We start from the raw sequence: 20,101 nt of genomic DNA, 5'->3' as shown, positions 1-20,101 counted from the left end.
CTCCGGCGGGCACCGGAGCCGGCCGGACTCCAGGGACACCGGCGGGGTCGTTCCTCGCAGCGCCGGACGGCTGTGAGGAACGGCCCCGTGAGGCGGTCCCGTGGATCGGCCCGGCGGATCAGGCCGGACGCACGCTGCCGTAGATCGGCATGTAGTAGATCGACTCCTCGCGGACGTTCGCGCCCGGCTTCGGGGCGTGGATCATCATCCCGTCGCCCTTGTAGATGCCGACGTGGCTGATGTCGTCGTAGAAGAAGACCAGGTCACCCGGCTGGAGATCCGCCGTGGCCACCCGGGTGCCGACCTCCACCTGGTCCCAGGTGGTGCGCGGCAGGTTCACGCCGGCCGCCTTCCACGCGGCCTGGGTGAGCCCCGAGCAGTCGTACGACGACGGACCCGTCGCCCCCCAGACGTACGGCTTGCCGATCTGGGCGCGGGCGAAGGCGAGCACCTTCTCCGCCTTGGTGGCGTAGCCGCTGTCGGAGGCCGTGCCACCCGTTCCGGTGCCCGCCTCCTCCTGCGAGGCCTCTTCCTTCGCGGCCTGCTCGGCCTTCTCCTTCTCGGCCTGCTGCCTGGCGAGCTCCTCGGCCTTCCGCTTGGCCTCGGCCTCCTTCTTGCGCTCCAGCTCCGCGAGCCGCGCCTTCTCCTCCGCGGTCAGTTTCGACAGCAGGGTGCGCGCCTCGGTGAGCTTGGCCTGCACCTGCTGCTTGCTGGTGCGCAAGGAGTCCTGCGACTCGGTCAGCTCCTCCAGGCTCTTCGTCGCCTCGACCCGCTTGGCCGCCGCTTCCTTCTGCTGCGTCCGGAAGTCGGACACCGCCTTCTGCTGCTGGCTGGTCATGCGCGCCATCAGCTGGTCCTGGTCGAAGTACGACTGGGGGTCGTCGGCCAGGAAGAAGGTCGCGGTGGGGGCGATCGCTCCGCTGCGGTACTGCGCGGCCGCGTAGTTGCCCAGCTCGCGACGGGTCTCGTTGAGCTTGTCCGCCCGCTTGGCCGCCGCCTCGAGCAGGGCGTCGACCTTGGCCCGCTGCCCGGCCGAGGCGGACTTCGCCTCGTTGTACTTCTGCGTCGCCGTGCCGGCCTGCCGGTAGAGGTCGTCGACCTTCTTCTGCACTTCCTCGATGCTGGGCCTCGGCTCGGCGGGAGCGGCCGTCGCGCTCTGGGTGGAGAGCAGGGTGACGGAGGCGAGCGCCGCGGTCGTGAGACCGACGGCGGGGGTGGTGGTGCGCACCCGGGTGCGCGGCTTGCGATGCGACGCCAAGGCCGGCATCTCCTTCCGTGGACCGCCTACCGGGTTAGCGATGGGGGTCCCCCCAGGCCTTTCAGGCTCGGGGGGAGGGTTCGGGCGGAACGGAAGGCTGCCCTACGGTCCGGTGGAGACGGACCGATTCACCCCGGTGCTGCGTGTGGGTCCCCGGTTCCGGACTCCCGTCGGAGGGAGTACGGATTCGGCGGGGGCACCCGTGCGGCGTGGTTCGCCTCAAGGGGGTACGGGGCACCCGTCGGAGCACGCTAGCCAAACCGTGGTGTCCCTGTGAAGGTTGATGTTCGATATGCCCGATACATTTCCGTGACCTTTTCCGTGTGGCGGCCGGCGAGGTCGGTTCCACCCCTGGAATCTCACGCTCCGTGGGAGCCCCGTCCCGTTGCGTGTGCGGTGCGTGGCCCTTGTCGCCGATGCGGCCCGGGCTGTCGGTGCGGCCGCCTAGACTCGTGAGGCGATGAGCAGCCTCTTTGACGACAGTTTCCTGACCGGCCTCCAGCAGGGCGAGGACGGCCCCCCGCCGCCGCCCGAGGAGCACGCGCCCGAGGCGGTGCCCGAGGGTCTCTTCGAGGACGTCTTCGACGCGCCTCCGCCGCCGCGTGACGCCTACTACCGCGACGGCGCACCGCGTCCCGTCATCGACCCGGCGGCGCTGCTCGACGGGCTGAACACCGAGCAGCGCGCCGCCGTGGTGCACGCCGGCTCCCCGCTGCTCATCGTCGCAGGGGCCGGATCGGGCAAGACCAGGGTGCTGACCCACCGGATCGCCCACCTGCTGGCCGAGCGGGGGGTCCACCCGGGGCAGATCCTCGCGATCACCTTCACCAACAAGGCCGCGGGCGAGATGAAGGAGCGCGTCGAGGGCCTGGTCGGTCCGCGCGCCAACGCGATGTGGGTCATGACCTTCCACAGCGCCTGCGTGCGCATCCTGCGCCGGGAGTCGAAGCGGCTCGGTTTCACCTCGTCGTTCTCGATCTACGACGCCGCCGACTCCAAGCGCCTGATGGCGCTGGTCTGCCGTGACCTTGACCTCGACCCCAAGCGCTACCCGCCGAAGTCGTTCACGGCGAAGGTGTCCAACCTCAAGAACGAGCTCATCGACGAGGAGACCTTCGCAGGACAAGCGGCCGACGGTTTCGAGAAGACCCTCGCCCAGGCGTACGCGCTCTACCAGGCGCGGCTGCGCGAGGCCAACGCCCTCGACTTCGACGACATCATCATGACGGCGGTGCACCTGCTCCAGGCCTTCCCCGATGTCGCCGAGCACTACCGGCGCCGCTTCCGGCACGTCCTGGTCGACGAGTATCAGGACACCAACCACGCCCAGTACACCCTGGTGCGGGAACTGGTCGGTCCCGCGAGGGAGGGGGACGCACCCGGCGAGCTGTGCGTCGTCGGTGACGCGGACCAGTCGATCTACGCCTTCCGCGGTGCGACGATCCGCAACATCCTCCAGTTCGAGGAGGACTATCCGGACGCCACCACGATCATGCTGGAGCAGAACTACCGCTCCACGCAGACGATCCTCTCCGCGGCCAACGCCGTGATCGAGCGCAACGAGAGCCGCCGCCCCAAGAACCTCTGGACGAACGCGGGGGCGGGCACCCGGATCACCGGCTACGTCGCCGACACCGAGCACGACGAGGCGCAGTTCGTCGCCGACGAGATCGACCGGCTGACGGACGCGGGGGAGGCGAAGGCGGGGGATGTCGCCGTCTTCTACCGCACCAACGCGCAGTCCCGTGTCTTCGAGGAGATCTTCATCCGCGTCGGCCTGCCGTACAAGGTCGTCGGCGGGGTGCGCTTCTACGAGCGCAAGGAGGTCCGGGACGTCCTCGCGTACCTCCGGGTCCTGGCCAACCCCGAGGACACCGTGCCGCTGCGCCGCATCCTCAACGTGCCCAAGCGCGGGATCGGCGACCGGGCCGAGGCGATGATCGACGCGCTGTCGATGCGGGAGAAGATCTCCTTCCCGCAGGCCCTGCGCCGGGTCGACGAGGCGTACGGGATGGCGGCCCGCTCGGCCAACGCCGTGAAGCGGTTCAACACGCTCATGGAGGAGCTCCGCACGATCGTCGAGTCCGGTGCGGGCCCCGCCGTGGTGCTGGAGGCGGTCCTGGAGCGTACGGGCTACCTCGCCGAGCTGCAGGCGTCCACCGACCCCCAGGACGAGACCCGGATCGAGAACCTTCAGGAACTCGCCGCCGTCGCCCTGGAGTTCGAGCAGGACCGTGCCGAGGAGGAGGGCGCCGGGACGCTCGCCGAGTTCCTCGAGAAGGTCGCGCTCGTCGCGGACTCCGACCAGATCCCCGACGAGGACGAGGACGGTTCGGGCGTCATCACCCTGATGACCCTGCACACGGCCAAGGGCCTCGAATTCCCCGTGGTGTTCCTGACCGGGATGGAGGACGGCGTCTTCCCGCACATGCGTGCGCTGGGTCAGGTCAAGGAGCTGGAGGAGGAGCGCCGGCTCGCCTATGTGGGCATCACCCGGGCCCGCGAGCGCCTGTACCTCACCCGGGCCGCGATGCGCAGTGCGTGGGGCCAGCCCTCGTACAACCCGCCGTCGCGGTTCCTCGAGGAGATCCCGGACGAGCACCTGGAGTGGAAGCGGAAGGGACCGATGGCGGCTCCGGCGGGTCCGACATCGGGCATCACCTCGTCCCTGTCCGCGTCCCGTGCGAAGTCCGGGCCGTCGGGATTCGCGACCCGGCGCACCTCGGAGAAGCCGGTCGTCACCCTCGTGGTCGGGGACCGGGTCACGCACGACCAGTTCGGGCTGGGCACGGTGACGGCGGTCGACGGATTCGGCGACCAGGCCAAGGCCACGGTCGACTTCGGGGACGAGCGTCCCAAGAAACTGCTGCTGCGGTACGCACCGGTCGAGAAGCTCTGAGCGGAGCGACCGCGACGACGAAGGCTCCGGCCCCGCGCTCCTCCTGGAGCGCGGGGCCGGAGCCTTTCGCGTGCGTCGTGCTCGCGGCCGCGAGCCGGCCGGTACAGGCCCGCCGTCTCAGTTCGGGTTGAGGCCGTGGCTGCGGAGCCAGGGCATCGGGTCGATCGCGGAGCCGGCGCCCGGCCGTACCTCGAAGTGGAGGTGGGGGCCGGTGGAGTTGCCGGAGTTCCCGGAGAAGGCGATGACGTCGCCCGCCTTGACCGAACCCGAACGGATCTTGGTGGTGCTGAGGTGGCAGTACCAGGTCTCGGTGCCGTCGGGCGAGGTGACGATCGCCATGTTCCCGTAGGCACTGTTCCACTGGGTGCGTACGGTGCCGTCGGTCGCCGCCATCACGGGCGTCCCGTAGGAGACGGGGAAGTCGATGCCCGTGTGCACGGACATCCAGTTCACGCCGGCCTGTCCGTACATCGCGCTGAGGCCGTGCTGCGCGACGGGCAGGACGAACTTGGGCCGCAGGGCCTCGCGGCGGGCGGCCTCCTCCTCGCGCTTCTTCTTCTCCGCCGCCTGACGTTCCTTCAGGTCGATGCGTTCCTGGGTGCGGCTGGCGCGGTCGGCGAAGTTCTCGGCGTCGGCACTGAGGTTGGCGAGCTGGGCGTCCAGCTTGTTGTTGGCCACGGCCGGCTTGACGACATCGGCGGCGGCCATCGACGCGGTGTCGTCCTTCGTCTCCTCGGAGCCGCCGACGCCGCTGACCGAGGCGGCCGCGATGCCCGCGACGCTCATCACGCAGGCGGAGGGCACGGCGACGGTGAGGAGCGCGGAACGCTTCGCGGGGGTGCGACGCCTGCCCCTGCTGCCGCCGCGCGGCCCGGCGGTCCGTCCGACGGGGCGTACGGAGACTGAGGGGGAGGCGGCTTCGGGGGTGACGTCGAAGCCGTCCGGGAGGAGCGCGGTTCCGTCGTCCTGGCCCGCCTCGCCCTGCTGATCGGTGTAGACGTCGGGCTCGTCGGCCGAGCCGTCGCCGACGGGGGGAGCGGTCGTTCCGGAGTGCCCGTACGCCTCGGCGTGGTCGAACTCGTCGGCGTGGTCGTACGCGCCGCCGTCCGGCTGGTCGGGGAAGTCATGGGTGCCGTCGCCCTCGGGAACGGCGAACTCGGCCGTTCCGTAGGTCTCGTACGGGGCCGACTCGTGTTCGTACGAGGGATACGAAGTCTGTTCGGGGGCGTACGCGGGGTGCTCGGGCGTGGCGCCGATGTTCCAGGCCGTGGCGTCGAACGTCCCGGTGTCGGGCGCGTAGTTCTCGTGCTCCGGGGTCCCGAAGGCGGGCGCGGCGTAGGTCCCGGTCGTGTAGGCCGTGGTGTCGAAGGTGGCGGTGGGGAACGCTCCGGTGTCGCCCGCCGCCCACTCGCCCGCTGTGCCGGTGTGCAGGCCCGCCGTGTCCCACTCACCCGTGGCGCCGGTCGTCGCGGCGGCCGGACCGGGCATCCATGTGCCGGTCGTGTCGTACGTCTGGGTCATCTGCGGGTGGGCCTGCGCGCCGTAGGCGTCGTACGCGGCCTGCTGATGTGCGCCGGTGTCCCACTGGCCGGTGTCGTAGCCGTCGCCGTAACCGGTGTCGTACGAGGGGGCGTAGCCGCCGCCGTACGTCGTCTCGTGGCTGCCGTCGTACTGGCCCGGCAGGGACCCGAACAGTGGGTCGGTGTCGAAGCTGCCGGTGGAAGGACTGTCGTATCCGGCATACCCGGCGTGGGGGTGCTGGTCGTTCACCAACTTCTCTCTCGCCTCGGCAGCAGGACCTGTTCCGGGGGGCCGGTGGGGGGACCCCGGGGTGAGTAGTGGCCGCGACTGTACCCGGCGGTAGGAGGGGACGACAATCTTCGGAGGCTGCCGGTCCTTCAGGAAAGGGGCAATCGGCCGTCTTTCGGTGGACTGTCCGCACAGCCTTGGCCCTATGTTCGACGCTTGTTCTATTCGTCAAGGGGTGCCGGGCGCCGGCCGGGTGGGCGGCACGGCCGGTCGCCGCCGGACGTCAGGCGACGGAGGCCGCGCCCTCGATGCGGGTGGCCGCACCGTCCGACTCCAGCGCCTGACGGATCGCGGACGCGACCGCCGGGTGCACCGGCAGGGCCAGATGGCCGATGCCCGTGACGCGCACGTTGACCGCGTCGAGGTCCGGATGGTCGATGCAGGCCGTCTCCACCGGCAGCATCACCCTGTCCAGTTCGCTCCAGAAGCTGACGAACCGCGTCCGGCAACCGGGGGCGGGGCGGCGCAGCTCCCTGATCAGGTCGGAGCCGCCGCGCATCTGGCGGACGATGGGGTGGGCGCCCGCGAGGGGGGCGGCGGCCGTGCCACCGTGCGGCGTGCCGAGGGTGACGAGTGTGCGCACCCGGCGGTCCCCGCCGAGGCGCTGTACGTAGTAACGGGCGATGAGTCCGCCCAGGCTGTGTCCGACGATGTCGACCTCGCGGCTCCCGGTGCGGGCGCAGATCTCCTCCACATGCCGGTCCAGCAGCTCCGCCGCCGTGCGGATGTCGCAGGTCAGCGGGGAGTAGTTGAGCGACTCCACATGCCGCCAGCCGTGCCGTGCCAGGGAACGGCGCAGCAGGACGAAGACGGAACGGTTGTCGATGAATCCGTGCATGAGGACCACGGGAGGCCGGTCGTCCGCCGTGGCGGGCAGCGGGGTGGCTTCCGCCGGACGGGTGATTCCGCCGGAGCCGGAGGCCGCCGTGGTCCGGGTCGTCGTCGGGGTCACGGTCGGGGTCGCCGGGTCTGCCTCTGCGGCTGCTGAGTCCGCACCACTCACGCCGCCGTCGTCGCCGTCCGCGCGGGCGGTCGCGTCGGGTTCCGCGCCACCGCCGGGCAGTGGGGCGGGCAGCGGTGTGCGCCGCTCCGGGGTGAGACCGGACGGATAGATGAGCACATGCCCGGCGAGTATCAGCAGCTCCAGGGCGGTCGCCCTGATCAACGTCGACGACAGCCAGGCGGGGCGCAGACCTGGGCTGCGCAGCAGTAGGGGTAGGAAGGACAGGACCTTCATGGGCCGACCTCCTGCACTGGAATGCGGGGAGGCGGCTCCCTGCCCCGCACGCCCTCACGGGGTCGCTTCGGAGGTCGACCGGCGCCCTGACGCCGGAGGCCGTACCACCGTGCCGTGCGGCTGACGGCACGGTGGTACGGCGACCTCGTTGCGGCTCCCTCGGTGCCGCTCCCCGCGTGGCCCGCAGGCCGTTCGGTGCGGGAACCGGCACCGGCGAACATGTCCCTCTGTGTGATTTCCCCCTCCCGGTCCACCGCGAAACAGCACGGTGCGGGATGCTGTGGATAACGTTCGTTCACATCACCGGCCCTCGGGGCGCGGGAAACGCATGTGGAGGCATTGATGGGTGTGACCGGTCCGATCCGTGTGGTGGTGGCCAAGCCGGGCCTCGACGGCCATGACCGCGGGGCGAAGGTGATCGCGCGGGCACTGCGGGACGCGGGCATGGAGGTCATCTACACGGGGCTTCACCAGACCCCCGAGCAGATCGTGGACACGGCGATCCAGGAGGACGCCGACGCCATCGGGCTGTCGATCCTCTCGGGTGCGCACAACACGCTCTTCGCCAAGGTCATCGAGCTGCTGAAGGAGCGCGAGGCCGAGGACATCAAGGTGTTCGGCGGCGGCATCATTCCCGAGGGGGACATCTCACCGCTGAAGGAGCTGGGCGTCGCGGAGATCTTCACTCCGGGTGCGACGACCGCCTCGATCGTCGACTGGGTGAACGCCCACGTCCGGCAGCCGGCGGAGGCCTGAGCCCTCGTACCGGAGGCGGGTGCGCGAGCCTTCGTGGCCCTCGTACCGGAGACGGGTGCGTGAGCCTTCGTGCCAGCGGCGGGCGTGGTCGCTCGTGCCGGAGGCGGGACGTGTGCCCGGCGCCCACGGCGCTCTGCGCGCGCCCGTCCGGTGGTGCGCCGGCCCGCCGGTGCGTCTTGCCCGCATGCCCTCGCGCATGCCCTGCTGACGGGCATCGCGTCGGGCGGTGCGTAGGTGGCCGGGCGGCAAGTGCGGTGTAGGGGTTGGGTTACGGCAGTGGGTGCGTCTGCGCGGGGGCTGTCTGCGGCCGGTGGTGTGTGCGGTGTGCATGTGGTCGTGTCCCCTCGGTGGCTGGTGCACGTGGGGTGCGTACCGTGCGTGCACCCTTGCGTTGAGTAGCGGTCGGCGTGGGCCGGTCCGGTGCGCCTGGCGGCACTCACCGGTCAGGGCCGTCTCCTCCCGCCAGCTCCGCCTCCATGGCAGCGCGCAGACGCAGCGTGGAGACCAGGCGCTGGAAGGCCTCCGACCAGTAGCCGCCCGCGCCGGGGGAAGCGTCCTCCGGTTCGTCGGGGGTGGTGGTGAGCACCGCGAGCCTGTCCGCCTCGGCGGGATCGAGGCACCGCTCCGCGAGTCCCATCACCCCGCTGAAGCTCCAGGGGTAACTGCCCGCGTCCCGGGCGATGTCCAATGCGTCCACCACCGCCCGGCCGAGTGCTCGGTCCCAGGGAACGGTGCAGACCCCGAGCAGCTGGAACGCCTCGGACAGACCGTGAGCCGATACGAAACCGGCGACCCAGGAGGCCCGTTCGCCCGGGGACAGGACGGCGAGGAGCTGGGACCGTTCCGCCAGTGACGCCGTCCCCGGTCCGTTCGCCGGAGGTATGGAGGGGGCGCCGAGCAGGGCCCGCGCCCATTCGGAGTCCTTCTGTCTCATGGCCGCGCGGCACCAGGCCGCGTGCAGCTCCCCGGCCCAGCCGTCGGCGACCGGCAGGGACACGAGTTCCTGGGCCGTCCGCCCGTCGAACTTTCCGCGCCAGACCTCGAGCGGAGCCGCCTCGACCAACTGCCCGAGCCACCAGGAGCGTTCGCCGCGGCCCGGTGGGGGCGCCGGAACCACGCCGTCCCGCTGCATCGCGGCGTCGCACTCGTGCGGCGCCTCCACGGCGACGGACACCGCCCCGTCCGTACGGTCGGGATTCACGCAGGACGTGGCGCGGTCCGCCATCCGCAGGGCGAGCCGTGAACCGGGCAGTGCGGAGAGCAACTCCGCCGCGGTGGCACGGACATTACGGCTCCGGTCCGCCAGCGCCTGCTCCAGGAAGTCCTCGTCGGCGTGGGATAGTCCGGACCGCAGCGAATCGAGGAACATCAGCCGGTCCTCGGCGCGCTCGTCGGGCCAGGTGCTGAGGAGCAGGTGACGGGCCTCGCCGGGATCCTGCTCCCGCAAGGCGCCCAGCAGCGCGACCCGTTCGGCGAAGAGTCCCTCCTCCCAGAGCAGGCGCACCGCATCCATGTCGGTGGTGTCGGGGCGCTGGGCGCCGCGCGCCGAGGGGCGCAGCGCGAACCTCCACTCCGGATTGAACCCGGCCAGCCAGAGCCCGCGTGGTCCGGCGAACGGCAGGATGTGGGGACGCAGGTCCGTACGGGCTCGGGCCGCGTCCAGCAGGGGCGGCAGCAGTTCCGCGGGTGCGCGATAACCGTGTGCGCTCGCGGACGCCAGCCACTGAGGGATGAGTTCGGTGAGGTCGGGGGCTGTGCCCCTGCGCCCGCCGCTCGGCGGGGACGAGCGTCCGGCGAGCAGTTGCGTGAGCCGGCGGCGGGCAGCGGCGGGCAGGGGCGGTCGCGGGTCGGCCGGTGCGGGCGCGGGCGGCTCGGCTTCCGGTGCTCCCGGCCGCAGCGCCGCCCGCCGCCGCACCGTGTGCACGGCGGCGGTACCGAGGAGCTCGGCCGGCCCGGGAGCGGGGCCTCCGCTCCGGGGGAGGGGCCGCCGGTCCGTGCCGAGCAGTGCGGAGGTGACGAGGTCGTCCCACGCGTTGTTCGCGGGGATGCCGGTCATGGCGGTCGTGGGCATCGGGTCCCTTCCTCCGGTCGGGCTTCCTGTGCGGTGAGGGCGAGGCGGACGAGGAGTACGGCGCTCTCCCCGCCCGCCGGTTCACCGGCGGCGGTCCGTCCGGGATGTGGCGTGCGACGTGCGACGTACGGCCGGCGGTGGGCGCGCACCGGCGGAGCGGGTTTCAGACGAGCATCACCGGCGGACTCCCGGCGCCCCCGGAATCATCGGCGTCGTCCGGGTACCAAGCCGCGCGCGGATCGAACCCGCGGTGTCCGCACTCGCCGAAGACCGTAAGAGGGCCGCCGCCGGAGAGAGCCACGAGTGTCCACAGGCCGGGTCGGCTCAGCGCCGCAGGTGTCATGGGCAGCGAGGACCCGTCAGCCGCGTCGACGAGCTGCCAGGTGTCTCCCGAGGGCACCGGTATGACCTCCCGGAGTACGACCGGCCAGGCGTCCAGCCAGGGATCCTCACGCAGGGCGTGCCCGTAGGCTGCCAATGCCTCGGCCGCTGATCCGCCCGGTGGCGGCTCCGTGACGGCGACGGGCTCGGAGAACCGTGCTCCCAGCTCCGCACGGAGTCCTCCACCGCCCGGATACGGAGTCACCTCGGCATCGACCTCCGTGCCTGCCTGCAGGGTCGGCGCCGGGGCACGCCCCGGCGCCTCGTAGGAAAGAAGTAGCGCGGTCCGCCGCGACCGGCGGCCGTAAAGCCATGTGCGGCGGGTGACGATCCGTCCGTCCGGTGTCTCGTACCGTGCGAGGACCAGCCAGTGGTCCCTGACGGTGGGGCCGTCGGCCGTGGCCGTCAGTCCCACCCGTGTCCGGACCGTCGCCGCCAGCGGACCGGGCAGCCTGTCGAGACCGGACCAGGCGGAGCCGAGCAGATGCAGGAGTGCGCACTCCTCGAGGAGCCGTCCCGGCCAGCCGGGTCCCGAGGCCGTGACCGCACTCAACTCTCGGACGCGTGCCGCGAGTCCCGGAGCCTGAGCGTCGACCATGCGGGCCGCGGTCTCCTCCCACAGTCCGAAATCCGGCCGCTCGGTCGCGGCGAGACCTCCCCGCAGCAGATCGGCCAGGCGTCGCTCGAGCTCCTGGGTGCCCGCCGTGATGCGCGCGGCCCTGCGCCCGGCGCGGCGAGCGGCCGCGCGTGAGGCCGCGTCAGGAGCGGTTCCCGGCGCGTGCTCCGACGGGTCCTGGGCCACCGGTTCGGTGGCCCGCCCGGGTTCTCCCCCGTGAGATGGCACCATGGGAACGACGGTAGACGGGACCACTGACAACCGCTTCCGACCTGCGAATTCGCCAGGCGAACCCGAACCTTGCGCCTGTAGCCCGTGGCTCCCTGGCGGCCGGCTGCGAGGCCGTGCAGGAGCGCGGGCCGCGGGGACGGCGCCCGTTGCCCGCACGGGGAGACGCTCACCATCGACGCCGGGCCGGACGAACACCGCTGCGACGACTGTCGGTACCGCTGGGGAATGGTTCACGGTCGCCGTCCAGGACATCGAGGTCCTCGAACTCCTCTTCATCGAGGCGCTCGCCATGGTCCACGACGGCCGCATCGCCGACGGCAAGAGGCGCCCGGACATGGCGCACGCTCCCCGAGACCCGCTGAGGCCTTCGCCCAGGTGGGTCGCTCCCCGACCGGGTGGTCGTTCATGAACATGCAGTGCAGTCTGCTGAGGCAGGAACCCCCTAGCCGGTGCCCGTGACCCCGCCTAATTTTGACGGTGTCGAGCGGGTGGCGGGACACCGCCGGCCACGGAACGGGCAGCGGATCTGCTCCCTTGAGGGGATACGAGTGTTTTCGTACACGGAAGTCGAGCGGGAACTGGTCCCGGCTCTCGAGGCACGCTCCACGAGTTCACGGGCCGGGGTCGCCATCGACGTCCCCGAGGAAGCGCGCCTGCTCGTCCGGCACGTGGCCGCGAGCGCTTCCGGAGTGACCGGCGAGGAACGTGAGCAGGCACTCGCACTGGCCGCCCGCCGCCGGGAGGGAACGCCGCTGGCGCTGCTGGTCGGCTACGAGGAGTTCCTCGGGAGCCGTTACGAGGTCACCCCGGGAGTGCTCGTTCCGCACCCGGCGACGGAGACGCTGGCCGTGGTCGCCCTGGACTCTCTGCGGGGCATGACCGCGCCGACGGTGGCCGAGGTGGGGCACGGCTCGGGACAGCTCTCCGTGGAGATCGCCCGGAGGGTGGAGGACGCGGAGGTGACGGCCTCCGACGTCTCCGCCGACGCGCGCCGGCTGACCGAGAGCAACGCCGCACGTCTCCTCGGGGCGGGTGCCGAGCGGGTCAGGTGCGTGACCGCCGAGGACCCCCGCGACGTCCTGGGGGCCTTCGACGGGCTTCTGGGCAAGGTGGACCTGCTGGTCAGCAACCCGCCGTTCCTCTCGGAGATCGATCCGATCAGCGACGAGGTCCGCGACCACACCGCCGACGAGGCGCTGTACGGGCCCGACGGCGACCCGATGCACTTCTACCGCACCGTCGCCAACGACGCGAGGGCGCTGCTCTCCGAGCGCGGCGCTGTGGTGATGGAGTTCCACGAATTCCACCGGCGCGAGGTGCTCCGCTGCTTCCACCGGCGCAGCTGGACGGTCGAGGTCTTCTCCCGTGAGGACTGCCGCGACATGCCTGCCGCGGACGGGATGAGGCCCATGACGCCCACCGGTCACCGGGTGCTGAGGACCCGTCCTTCGCGCTGATCGCGCGGCAGGCGCATGAGTTTCCCCGGGCCGGTCGGGTCGGGGCACCGTCGAGAGGAAAGGGGGTGGACATCATGGGTATCGCTCCGGTTTCGCGCGCCGTCAACGTCCTCGAGTAAATCGGGTGACAGCCTCTGAGACACCTCAGGGGCAGGGGAGTCGCGGAGGATCCAATTTCGCGACTCCCCCGCGTTTTTTCCGGGACATGCCACGGCGTGTCCCCCGTGTGGGTACGGATACAAGGAGTGTGGCCGGTGCGCGAGCGTGATGCCGCCGTCGGGGAGATTGTCGAACGTGGTCTGCGCGCCGCACGCTGGGTGGCCGAGACCCGGGGGTACGAGCGCGTGTACGCCGGCGGCGCGCCCCTGGCTGGTCTGGGCTCGCCCAAGTCGGACGTCGACCTGTACGTGGTGACGGACGGCAAACAGCGGCAGGACGCCGAGCAGGTCGAGTTCGAGGGCGAGCGCGTCGACATCGAGTTCATCGCGCTGCCGTCGCTGCGCGGCGCCGTCGACCTCTGCACCACTTTCCGTGCCTCGCCCGACAACATGCGCCAGATCGGCTATGCCTCCCGCTCCCGGATGGACTTCCTGACGAGGTTCCTGCTGGGCGACATAGTGGTCGACGACGGCGTACTCCAGGACCTGAGGGACCACCTGCAGGAGGACCGGACGGAGTTCCTCCGTCTGCTGGTCGCACGCCACTGCGTCGACGTCCAGAACATCGGCGAGGACGTCGAGGGAGCCCTCCTCAACAAGGACCTCCCGGGCGCCGACTACCAGGCCCGGGAACTGCTGTACCGGGCCGCGGACGCGTACCTGTGTCACCGCGACGACCCCTACGTCAACACCAAGTGGCTGTGGGCCAAGTGGGAGCGCACGGTGGGGGACGGGCTGGGGACCGCGACCCGTGAGGTGATCCGCTCGCCCCACCTGGAGGACACCGAGGGCGCGGTCCGGCGTGACGTCTGGCTGGCGCAGGACCTGGTCGCCATGGCGGCCACCGGCTACCGCTACGAGCCCCTGCCGGACTCCGACCCGTGGCACTGTCGGCGCACCACGGAGTACGCGCTGGTGCCCACCCGGGACGAGTACCTGGTGATGCGGCGGGCCAACGAGGCGGTCTCCCTGAGCCGTCAGGGCGTGCTGCTGTGGGGTCTGGCGCACGGCCGTTCCCGGGAGGACGCCTGCAAGGCGGTCCGCGCGGTCCTCGCCGAGCAGGACGGCGCCGACGTCTCCCTCGAGGAGATCGACGGCTACTACGGCGGGCTGGAGGACCACGGGCTCATCCGCCGGTCCGGCACGAACGAGGGAGCTGCCCGATGACCGCGTCGGCCCCGCCCGCGGAGACCTCCGGCGCCCCGCGCCGGACCGGGATATTCCGCGACATGAACTTCGTCCGTTTCTGGGGCGCGGTGACCGTGTCCGGGATCGGCTCCCAGGTCACGCTCCTGGCCCTGCCCCTGACCGCCGTGCTCACCCTGCGGGCCGACGCCTTCCAGGTGGGCCTGCTGACCACGCTCCAGATGCTCCCGGTCCTCTTCGTGACCCCGTTCGCCGGGGTGATGGCGGACCGGTTCCCGGTGCGGCTGCTGAACTCTCTGTGCGACCTGCTGCGGGGCTTCGTGCTCCTGTCGGTGCCGGTCATGGCCTGGCTGGACAGCCTGACCGTGGAGCGCCTGTACGTGGTGGCGCTGGTGCTGGGCTGTCTCAAGTGCCTCGCCGACGTGGCGCACCACTCGATGCTCCCGCACCTGGTCGACGACGACCGGCTGGTCGCCGGCAACGCGGCGGTCAATGCCAGTTACTCGGTGACCAACGTGGCCGGACCCGGTCTGGGCGGCGCCCTGATCCAGCTCCTGACGGCCCCCTTCGCGCTGCTGGTGGACGTGGTCAGCTTCCTGCTCTCCGGTGCGCTCATCGCCTCGCTCAGGACCCGCCCCGCCGACCCGGACCAGGAGGCGGCGGGCAAGCCGTCGGAGGGCTGGTGGCGATCGGTCGCCGAGGGCTTCCGCTACCTCGTCGCCGACCACCGCCTGCTGTTCCTCGGCCTGTGCAGCGGTGCCGCCAACCTCTTCATCCAGGCCTACGCCACGGTCCTGGTCATCTTCGTGGTGCAGTCGCTGGGGCTGTCGGCGACGGTGCTCGGCATCGTGTACGGATGCGGGGCCCTGGGCGGAGTGGCCGGCGCCATGGTGGCCAAGCGGGTGGGAGAGCGGTTCGCGGCCGGGACCGCCATCGTCGCCGGCCTGGTCTGCACGGGAGTCGGCATCATCGGGCTCACCGCGGCCGCCCTGGTCGACGGAGTCCTGCCCCGCAGCGCCGTCCTGGTGCTCGGTACGCTCGTCTACTCGGCGGGTGTCGCGCTCTACAACGTGCACGCGATGAGCACCCGGCAGCGTCTCGCCCGCAGGGACATGCTCGGCCGGGTGACCGCGAGCTACCGGCTGCTGTCCCACGGCGCCCTGCCGCTCGGCTCGTTCCTCGGCGGACTGGGCGCCGACCGGCTCGGGGCGGGCCCGACCATCGCCCTCGCCGGGGTGGGCGTCATCGTCTGGGTAGGGATCCTGATGCTGACCCCGTTCCGGCGGCTGCAGCAGGAGGACTGAGGCTCCCGCGTTCCTCCGGACTTCTCGCGCCTTCGAATGATGACTCGTCAAGTCATCGCCCGGAGGCGCGATTTGGTGTGTCGCAAATCACGCCCCCATGCTTTGTCGTCCTTGCGGCGACTTCGCCGGGCGTTTCGACCGAGATAGCCGATTGGTCTTCCGGCGTTCGTGAAGGGGCCGGGGAGAGTGGGCGGAAGAGGGGGGTGATTTTGAAAGACCCTTGAGTATTGTCGCGCTTTGCGCCGGGGGGATGCCAGTGAGCCACAGCTGTCGTGGGGTCATGTTCCGCTGTCGCGTGAGTGGGGATTCGCAGTTCGCGCGTCCGGCGTCGCGGTGCCAGACGCGCGTAGAGGTGGGGAGTGAGGGGTCATGGAGCACTGCGTCGACGACAACGCGTGGCGTACTGAGGACGACTCGGTCGAGCTGTACCGGTATGTGATCCGGTACCGGGACCTCGGGCTGTCGGCGGTGGCGGAGAGACTGGGCTGGAGCGAGCAGCGGACGGCTGCCGCGGTCGAGCGGCTGCGACAGCTCGAGCTGGTGGTCCCCCTGTTCGGGGAGAGGAGCAACCTCGGCGTCTCCACTCCCAGAAGCGTGGCCTCCCGGTTGCTGACCCCTTTGGACCGGCGGATCGAGGCGCTCGAGCACGAGGCGGAGGGCCTTCGCGCGGATCTCGCCCGTTACCAGGTCACGTACGACGAGGTCGTCCGGGAAGTGCAGGACAGACAGGAGTTCGGCACAGTCGCCGGCCTCGACACCATCAACGCCGAGCTGGAGGCCGTGGCCGGCCGGTGCGTGGAGGAGGTGCTCACGGTCCAGCCCGGCGGAGGCCGCAAGGCCGAGAGCCTGGCGGCCTCCTGGGAGCCCACGCGCGCGATGCTGGAGCGAGGCGTCTGCATGCGCACCATCTACCAGCACTCCGCGCGCTTCCACCCGGCCACCCGGCAGTACGCCAAACAGATCCTGGGCTACGGCGGGGCGGTGCGCAGCATCGACGAGTGCACCGACCGTCTGATCATCTTCGACCGGAAGGTGGCCTTCATCCCGGCCCGCGACGACCGGCAGGTCGCGCTCGTCATCCACCAGCCGGCCGTCGTCGAGTTCCTTGTACTGGTCTTCGAGCGGTTCTGGAGCATCGCGACGCCGTTCGCGGACCGCAACCGGGCGCCCGAGGTGAAGAACCTGCTCTCCGATGTCCGGCTGTCCATCATCAAGCTGCTCGCCGAAGGAGAGACCGACACCGCCATCGCCCGGCGTCTGGGGGTGAGCGTGCGGACCTGCCGGAGTCACATCGCCAAGATCTACGAGGAGTTCGGCGCGCGGAGCCGCTGTCAGCTCGGGGTGCTGATCGGCAGGTCCGGGGTGCTGGGCCCAGGCGGCTCTCAGGACGCGGAGGTCGCCGAGGCCTCCTGAGGACGCACGGCGAGACCGAGCCGGCCGGCAAGGCTCCCGGCGTCGCGCACCACCCAGGTGGCCCCGCTCAGCCGGCCGGGCGGGGTCCGGGCCGCGAAACCGATGACCGCCATGCCGGAGGCCCTCGCGGCCTCGACCCCCGGAACGCTGTCCTCGACCACCACCGCGTGCTCCGGGCCGACGCCCATGCGCACCGCGGCGTGCAGGAAGAGGTCCGGGGCGGGCTTCCCGCGCAGGACGTCGTCCGCCGAGTACACGCGGTCCCCGAAGTGAGGGGCGAGTCCGGTGACCCGGAGCGCCAGTTCGAGGCGGTCCCGCGGTGAGCTGGAGGCGACGCAGATGGGGATGCCCCTCTCCCGCAGGGCGGTCAGGACGTCCGCGATCGCGGGGACCGGACGCAGTTCCTGCTCGAACGCTGCCTTGAGCCGCGCCCGGTAGCGCTCGGCGAAGTCCCCCGGCAGCTCGCGACCGGTCTCCGCCCGGAGGAAGGACCGCACCCGGTCCAGGGTGCCGCCCATGTAGCGGCGGAAGCTGTCCTCGGTCGTGGTGGGGAAGCCGGACTCGGTGAGCAGGGAGGCGAGCACCCGGTTGGCGACCGGCTCCGAGTCGGCCAGCACACCGTCGTTGTCGAAGATCACCAGCCGTGCCTCGGCGGGGTCCAGCGGCGGCGCCGGGGCCGCCGCGGGCGGCGCCCAGCCGGGATACGGATCCCGGTGCAGGCGGGCGTTGTCGAAACGGAGATCCGTGGTGACCTCCTCGGTGGCCCATGGCGGCAGGTCGGTGAGCAAGGCGGCGTCCGGCGCCTCGAACTCGGCGAGCACCAGGCCGGCGTTGGCCCCGTAGAACTCGTCCACGGTCCACCCGTCGTACGGCGCGCCGAGATGGTGCCGCACCTTCTCCACCAGCGGTCCCGGGCACAGCCCGTCGAGGATCTCCGCGGCGTCGCCGAGGGGGACGGGGTACTCGAACTCGGGCCGGGACGCGCCGCGGCGGGGGCCCTTGACGGTGAGGACCGCGGACCGCCCGTCGGTGATCCGGACCCGCACCGCCCGCTCAGGGTCCTGGGAGAGATAGCCCTGGCGGATCTCCCGCGTCCGGACGACCGACTCGCGCCAGCCGTGGCGTACCAGGAACTTGCGCTCGATCTCCACCCCCATCAGCCCAGCTCCTCGAGCGCGGTGTCGAAGATTTCGGCGAAGACGTCGAGATCGGCCTCCCCGATGACCAGCGGGGGGTGCACGTTGACGACGTCGTCGGCCATTCCGGTGGTGGCCACGAGGGCCCCGGCCCGGGGGTGCGCGGTCCTGAAGAGGTGGCGCAGCCGTCCGGCGTGCGGGCCTGCGAGGACGATGCGGGCGGTGCCGCCCATCGCGTCGACCCTCTGGACCAGGGACGGGTGGCGCGATGCCACGGCGGTCAGCCGCTCCCGCATCGCCTCCTCGAGCCGCTGGACGTCCTTGTCCACCGTGGTCCACGCCTCCCAGCGATCCAGCACCGTGTCCACGACGGCGAGTGCGCTCGGAATCCCGATGTACGTGGAGGAGTGACTGCCGGGCCGGTACCGGTCGGGGGCGCCGAGCGGCTCGCGCGACCAGACCATGCTCAGCGCCGCCCCGCCGTTGGTCAGACCCTTGCTGGTCACTACGACGTCCGGGGTGACGCCGGCACGCTGGAAACCCCAGCGCGGCCCCACCCGGTGCATGCCGGTGAAGATCTCGTCCGCGATGACCACGGCGCCCTGTCGCCGGGCGTGGTCCACGGCGGAGCGCAGCCACAGATGGTCGGGCTCCACCATGCCGCCGACGTTCTGCACGGACTCGAAGACGAACGCCGACACCTTGCGGCCGAAGTCCTTGCCGCCCACGCCGCTCAATTCCGACCCCCAGCGGGTGACGGCGCTTCGGCATCCGGTCGTGCACCCGCCGCCGACCGGGGAGTGCGGGCAGCGACGGCAGTCGGGGCTGGGCAGCCGGACCACCTCGAGTCCCGTCGCGGCGAGCAGTTCCCGGTAGCGAGGGCTCGAGCTGAGCATGCTGGTCACCCCGGAGCGGCCGTGGAACGCCCCTTCCACGACGACGACGGTGCCGGGCCCGTTGGCCGCCGCAGCGATGCGCAGGGCCGTCTCCATGGCTTGGGCGCCGCCCAGGTCGAGCTCCACGCGGCCGGGGGCGCCCAGGGCGTCCGACACCAACCGCTCCAGCCGGGAGAGGACCTTCAGCCGCAGGTCGGACTCGCAGAAGGAGGGCAGGGCGGGCAGCGACTCGCAGCGGGAGTACGCCTCGCGCAGCAGTTCGGCGTCGTACCCCCAGGCGACGGTGCCGTTGGCGGCCTCGGCATCGAGGTACCGGCGTCCGCCGTCGTCGGTCAGCCAGCAGCCGCTGCCCGACACGAACCGCGGCACCTGGGGCTCGCGGTAGACGAGGTTGCCCGCGCCTGCGAAGGGGGGGACCCGGGAGGGGCCTTCGGTCTTGTTCATGCGTCCTCTTCCTCGGTCAGTCGCCGGCCGCCCAGCGGCGTCGGTGCCCCGTCCACCAGGACGACCCGGCTCCCGTCGGGGTGGGCGCCGGCGCCGAGCGAGAGCCGCCCGGCCGCGAACGCCCCCACCGTCCACCGCAGACACGGCCGGTCGCTGCGGTCCTTCTGTTCGAGTTCCTGTTCCCAGGCGTCCTCGCGGATCGGCCGCCGGCGCCCCACAGGGACCTCGGGGCCCATGGCCAGGACCGGACCGCCGTCCTGGGTGGCGTCGACCAGGAAGCAGGAGGTGCGGGTGGCGGGACGGCCCGCCGCCATCGCGAGCAGTACGGGGTCCTTGCCGGTGAACCGACGGGTTCCCCGCCCGGTCAGGACCGAGAGGTCGGCCGGATGCTGGTTGAGCATGCGGCCCTGGTAACGCTCCAGGAGCCGGCCCTCGATCCAGCGGTGGTAGGCGAGGACCAGCAGGTCCAGCTCCCCGTTACGCCGTTCCCAGTCGGCCAGGCGTGCTTCCAGGCCGTCGTGCCACTCCCGGGCCCGGGCACGGTACCGCGCGCGGGCCTCGGGGCCGCGTGCCGCGGACGCGGTGCCGCAGTGGCGGTCGAAGTCGCCGGTCCACGCCTCGACACCGGCCGCGCGCGCCACGTCCAGAGCCTTGACCCGCTCTCCCTGCGAGGCGACGAGGCAGACGTCGAACTCATCCGGCCGCGCGTCCCGCATGCCGAGCAGGGTGGTGAGGTTGGCGCCGGTCGCGGAGACCAGAACCCCGATGCGCAACGGCCCCGAGGCCGAGCGGCGCGTCAGCGGGAGTCCGGCCGAGGGCGCGGAGGGCGACGCGGGCGAGGACACGGCTTGGGACGGCGGTCCGGACGGGGACGGCGGTGCGGCCACGG

At 71.6% G+C, this 20,101-nt stretch carries 14 protein-coding genes; 6 read left to right on the top strand and 8 right to left on the bottom strand.

Going from position 1 to position 20,101, the window contains the following annotated elements:
• Positions 1-118: 118 nt before the first annotated feature.
• Positions 119-1,267, bottom strand: a complete 1,149-nt coding sequence (locus tag ACGFNN_RS12995) for an NlpC/P60 family protein (RefSeq protein WP_393555392.1) — start codon at positions 1,265-1,267, stop codon at positions 119-121.
• 451 nt (positions 1,268-1,718) lie between these two features.
• Here ACGFNN_RS12995 and pcrA point away from each other — a divergent pair, with 451 nt between their 5' ends.
• On the top strand, positions 1,719-4,157 hold the full coding sequence (gene pcrA / locus ACGFNN_RS12990; RefSeq protein WP_393555390.1) for a DNA helicase PcrA: 2,439 nt from the start codon (positions 1,719-1,721) through the stop codon (positions 4,155-4,157).
• A gap of 117 nt (positions 4,158-4,274) precedes the next feature.
• Here pcrA and ACGFNN_RS12985 read toward each other — a convergent pair whose 3' ends face one another.
• Together ACGFNN_RS12985 and ACGFNN_RS12980 are read right to left on the bottom strand one after the other, a co-directional pair.
• Positions 4,275-5,927, bottom strand: a complete 1,653-nt coding sequence (locus tag ACGFNN_RS12985) for a M23 family metallopeptidase (protein ID WP_393555388.1) — start codon at positions 5,925-5,927, stop codon at positions 4,275-4,277.
• A 262-nt stretch (positions 5,928-6,189) separates the two neighbouring features.
• Complete coding sequence (locus ACGFNN_RS12980) at positions 6,190-7,203, bottom strand: esterase/lipase family protein (RefSeq protein ID WP_393555386.1); 1,014 nt, start codon at positions 7,201-7,203, stop codon at positions 6,190-6,192.
• A gap of 342 nt (positions 7,204-7,545) precedes the next feature.
• Here ACGFNN_RS12980 and ACGFNN_RS12975 point away from each other — a divergent pair, with 342 nt between their 5' ends.
• Complete coding sequence (locus tag ACGFNN_RS12975; protein WP_362665499.1) at positions 7,546-7,959, top strand: cobalamin B12-binding domain-containing protein; 414 nt, start codon at positions 7,546-7,548, stop codon at positions 7,957-7,959.
• A 436-nt stretch (positions 7,960-8,395) separates the two neighbouring features.
• Here ACGFNN_RS12975 and ACGFNN_RS12970 read toward each other — a convergent pair whose 3' ends face one another.
• Together ACGFNN_RS12970 and ACGFNN_RS12965 are read right to left on the bottom strand one after the other, a co-directional pair.
• On the bottom strand, positions 8,396-10,030 hold the full coding sequence (locus ACGFNN_RS12970) for a DUF5691 domain-containing protein (RefSeq protein ID WP_393555384.1): 1,635 nt from the start codon (positions 10,028-10,030) through the stop codon (positions 8,396-8,398).
• A 163-nt stretch (positions 10,031-10,193) separates the two neighbouring features.
• The gene (locus ACGFNN_RS12965) at positions 10,194-11,258 is read right to left on the bottom strand and encodes a hypothetical protein (protein ID WP_393555382.1); all 1,065 of its coding nucleotides are present in this window, start codon (positions 11,256-11,258) and stop codon (positions 10,194-10,196) included.
• 548 nt (positions 11,259-11,806) lie between these two features.
• Here ACGFNN_RS12965 and ACGFNN_RS12960 point away from each other — a divergent pair.
• The 4 genes from ACGFNN_RS12960 to ACGFNN_RS12945 all read left to right on the top strand — a co-directional run bounded on the left by ACGFNN_RS12960 (position 11,807) and on the right by ACGFNN_RS12945 (position 16,736).
• Positions 11,807-12,715, top strand: a complete 909-nt coding sequence (locus tag ACGFNN_RS12960) for a N5-glutamine methyltransferase family protein (protein WP_393555380.1) — start codon at positions 11,807-11,809, stop codon at positions 12,713-12,715.
• 254 nt (positions 12,716-12,969) lie between these two features.
• Positions 12,970-14,040, top strand: coding sequence for a hypothetical protein (locus tag ACGFNN_RS12955; RefSeq protein ID WP_393555378.1), 1,071 nt, complete (start codon positions 12,970-12,972; stop codon positions 14,038-14,040).
• The gene (locus ACGFNN_RS12950; protein WP_393555376.1) at positions 14,037-15,323 is read left to right on the top strand and encodes an MFS transporter; all 1,287 of its coding nucleotides are present in this window, start codon (positions 14,037-14,039) and stop codon (positions 15,321-15,323) included. The genes ACGFNN_RS12955 and ACGFNN_RS12950 overlap by 4 nt, the downstream gene beginning before the upstream one ends.
• Before the next feature lie 369 nt (positions 15,324-15,692).
• Entirely contained in the window at positions 15,693-16,736 is a 1,044-nt protein-coding gene (locus tag ACGFNN_RS12945) for a response regulator transcription factor (protein ID WP_393555374.1), read from the top strand.
• On the opposite strand, the gene ACGFNN_RS12940 is transcribed toward ACGFNN_RS12945, so the two are convergent.
• Genes ACGFNN_RS12940 through ACGFNN_RS12930 form a run of 3 tightly spaced genes read right to left on the bottom strand, consistent with a single transcriptional unit; the run spans position 16,706 to position 20,099 of the window.
• Positions 16,706-17,893, bottom strand: coding sequence for an HAD-IA family hydrolase (locus ACGFNN_RS12940; RefSeq protein ID WP_393555372.1), 1,188 nt, complete (start codon positions 17,891-17,893; stop codon positions 16,706-16,708). The two genes, ACGFNN_RS12945 and ACGFNN_RS12940, sit on opposite strands and share 31 nt — an antisense overlap.
• Positions 17,893-19,212, bottom strand: coding sequence for an aminotransferase class III-fold pyridoxal phosphate-dependent enzyme (locus ACGFNN_RS12935; RefSeq protein WP_393555370.1), 1,320 nt, complete (start codon positions 19,210-19,212; stop codon positions 17,893-17,895). Before ACGFNN_RS12935 ends, ACGFNN_RS12940 begins: the two co-directional genes overlap by 1 nt.
• Positions 19,209-20,099, bottom strand: coding sequence for a formyltransferase family protein (locus ACGFNN_RS12930; protein ID WP_393555368.1), 891 nt, complete (start codon positions 20,097-20,099; stop codon positions 19,209-19,211). The genes ACGFNN_RS12935 and ACGFNN_RS12930 overlap by 4 nt, the downstream gene beginning before the upstream one ends.
• Positions 20,100-20,101: the final 2 nt, after the last annotated feature.

The organism is Streptomyces sp. NPDC048590 (assembly GCF_043199535.1).
Lineage (GTDB): Bacteria > Actinomycetota > Actinomycetes > Streptomycetales > Streptomycetaceae > Streptomyces.
This window is presented reverse-complemented; position numbering and strand designations above follow the sequence as displayed.

Excerpts from the sequence above, each read along its gene's own strand:
- ACGFNN_RS12995 (WP_393555392.1), bottom strand. The coding sequence starts at position 1,267 with ATGCCGGCCTTGGCGTCGCATCGCAAGCCGCGCACCCGGGTGCGCACC.
- pcrA (WP_393555390.1), top strand. The coding sequence starts at position 1,719 with ATGAGCAGCCTCTTTGACGACAGTTTCCTGACCGGCCTCCAGCAGGGC.
- ACGFNN_RS12980 (WP_393555386.1), bottom strand. The coding sequence starts at position 7,203 with ATGAAGGTCCTGTCCTTCCTACCCCTACTGCTGCGCAGCCCAGGTCTG.
- ACGFNN_RS12975 (WP_362665499.1), top strand. The coding sequence starts at position 7,546 with ATGGGTGTGACCGGTCCGATCCGTGTGGTGGTGGCCAAGCCGGGCCTC.
- ACGFNN_RS12970 (WP_393555384.1), bottom strand. The coding sequence starts at position 10,030 with ATGCCCACGACCGCCATGACCGGCATCCCCGCGAACAACGCGTGGGAC.
- ACGFNN_RS12965 (WP_393555382.1), bottom strand. The coding sequence starts at position 11,258 with ATGGTGCCATCTCACGGGGGAGAACCCGGGCGGGCCACCGAACCGGTG.
- ACGFNN_RS12950 (WP_393555376.1), top strand. The coding sequence starts at position 14,037 with ATGACCGCGTCGGCCCCGCCCGCGGAGACCTCCGGCGCCCCGCGCCGG.
- ACGFNN_RS12945 (WP_393555374.1), top strand. The coding sequence starts at position 15,693 with ATGGAGCACTGCGTCGACGACAACGCGTGGCGTACTGAGGACGACTCG.
- ACGFNN_RS12940 (WP_393555372.1), bottom strand. The coding sequence starts at position 17,893 with ATGGGGGTGGAGATCGAGCGCAAGTTCCTGGTACGCCACGGCTGGCGC.
- ACGFNN_RS12935 (WP_393555370.1), bottom strand. The coding sequence starts at position 19,212 with ATGAACAAGACCGAAGGCCCCTCCCGGGTCCCCCCCTTCGCAGGCGCG.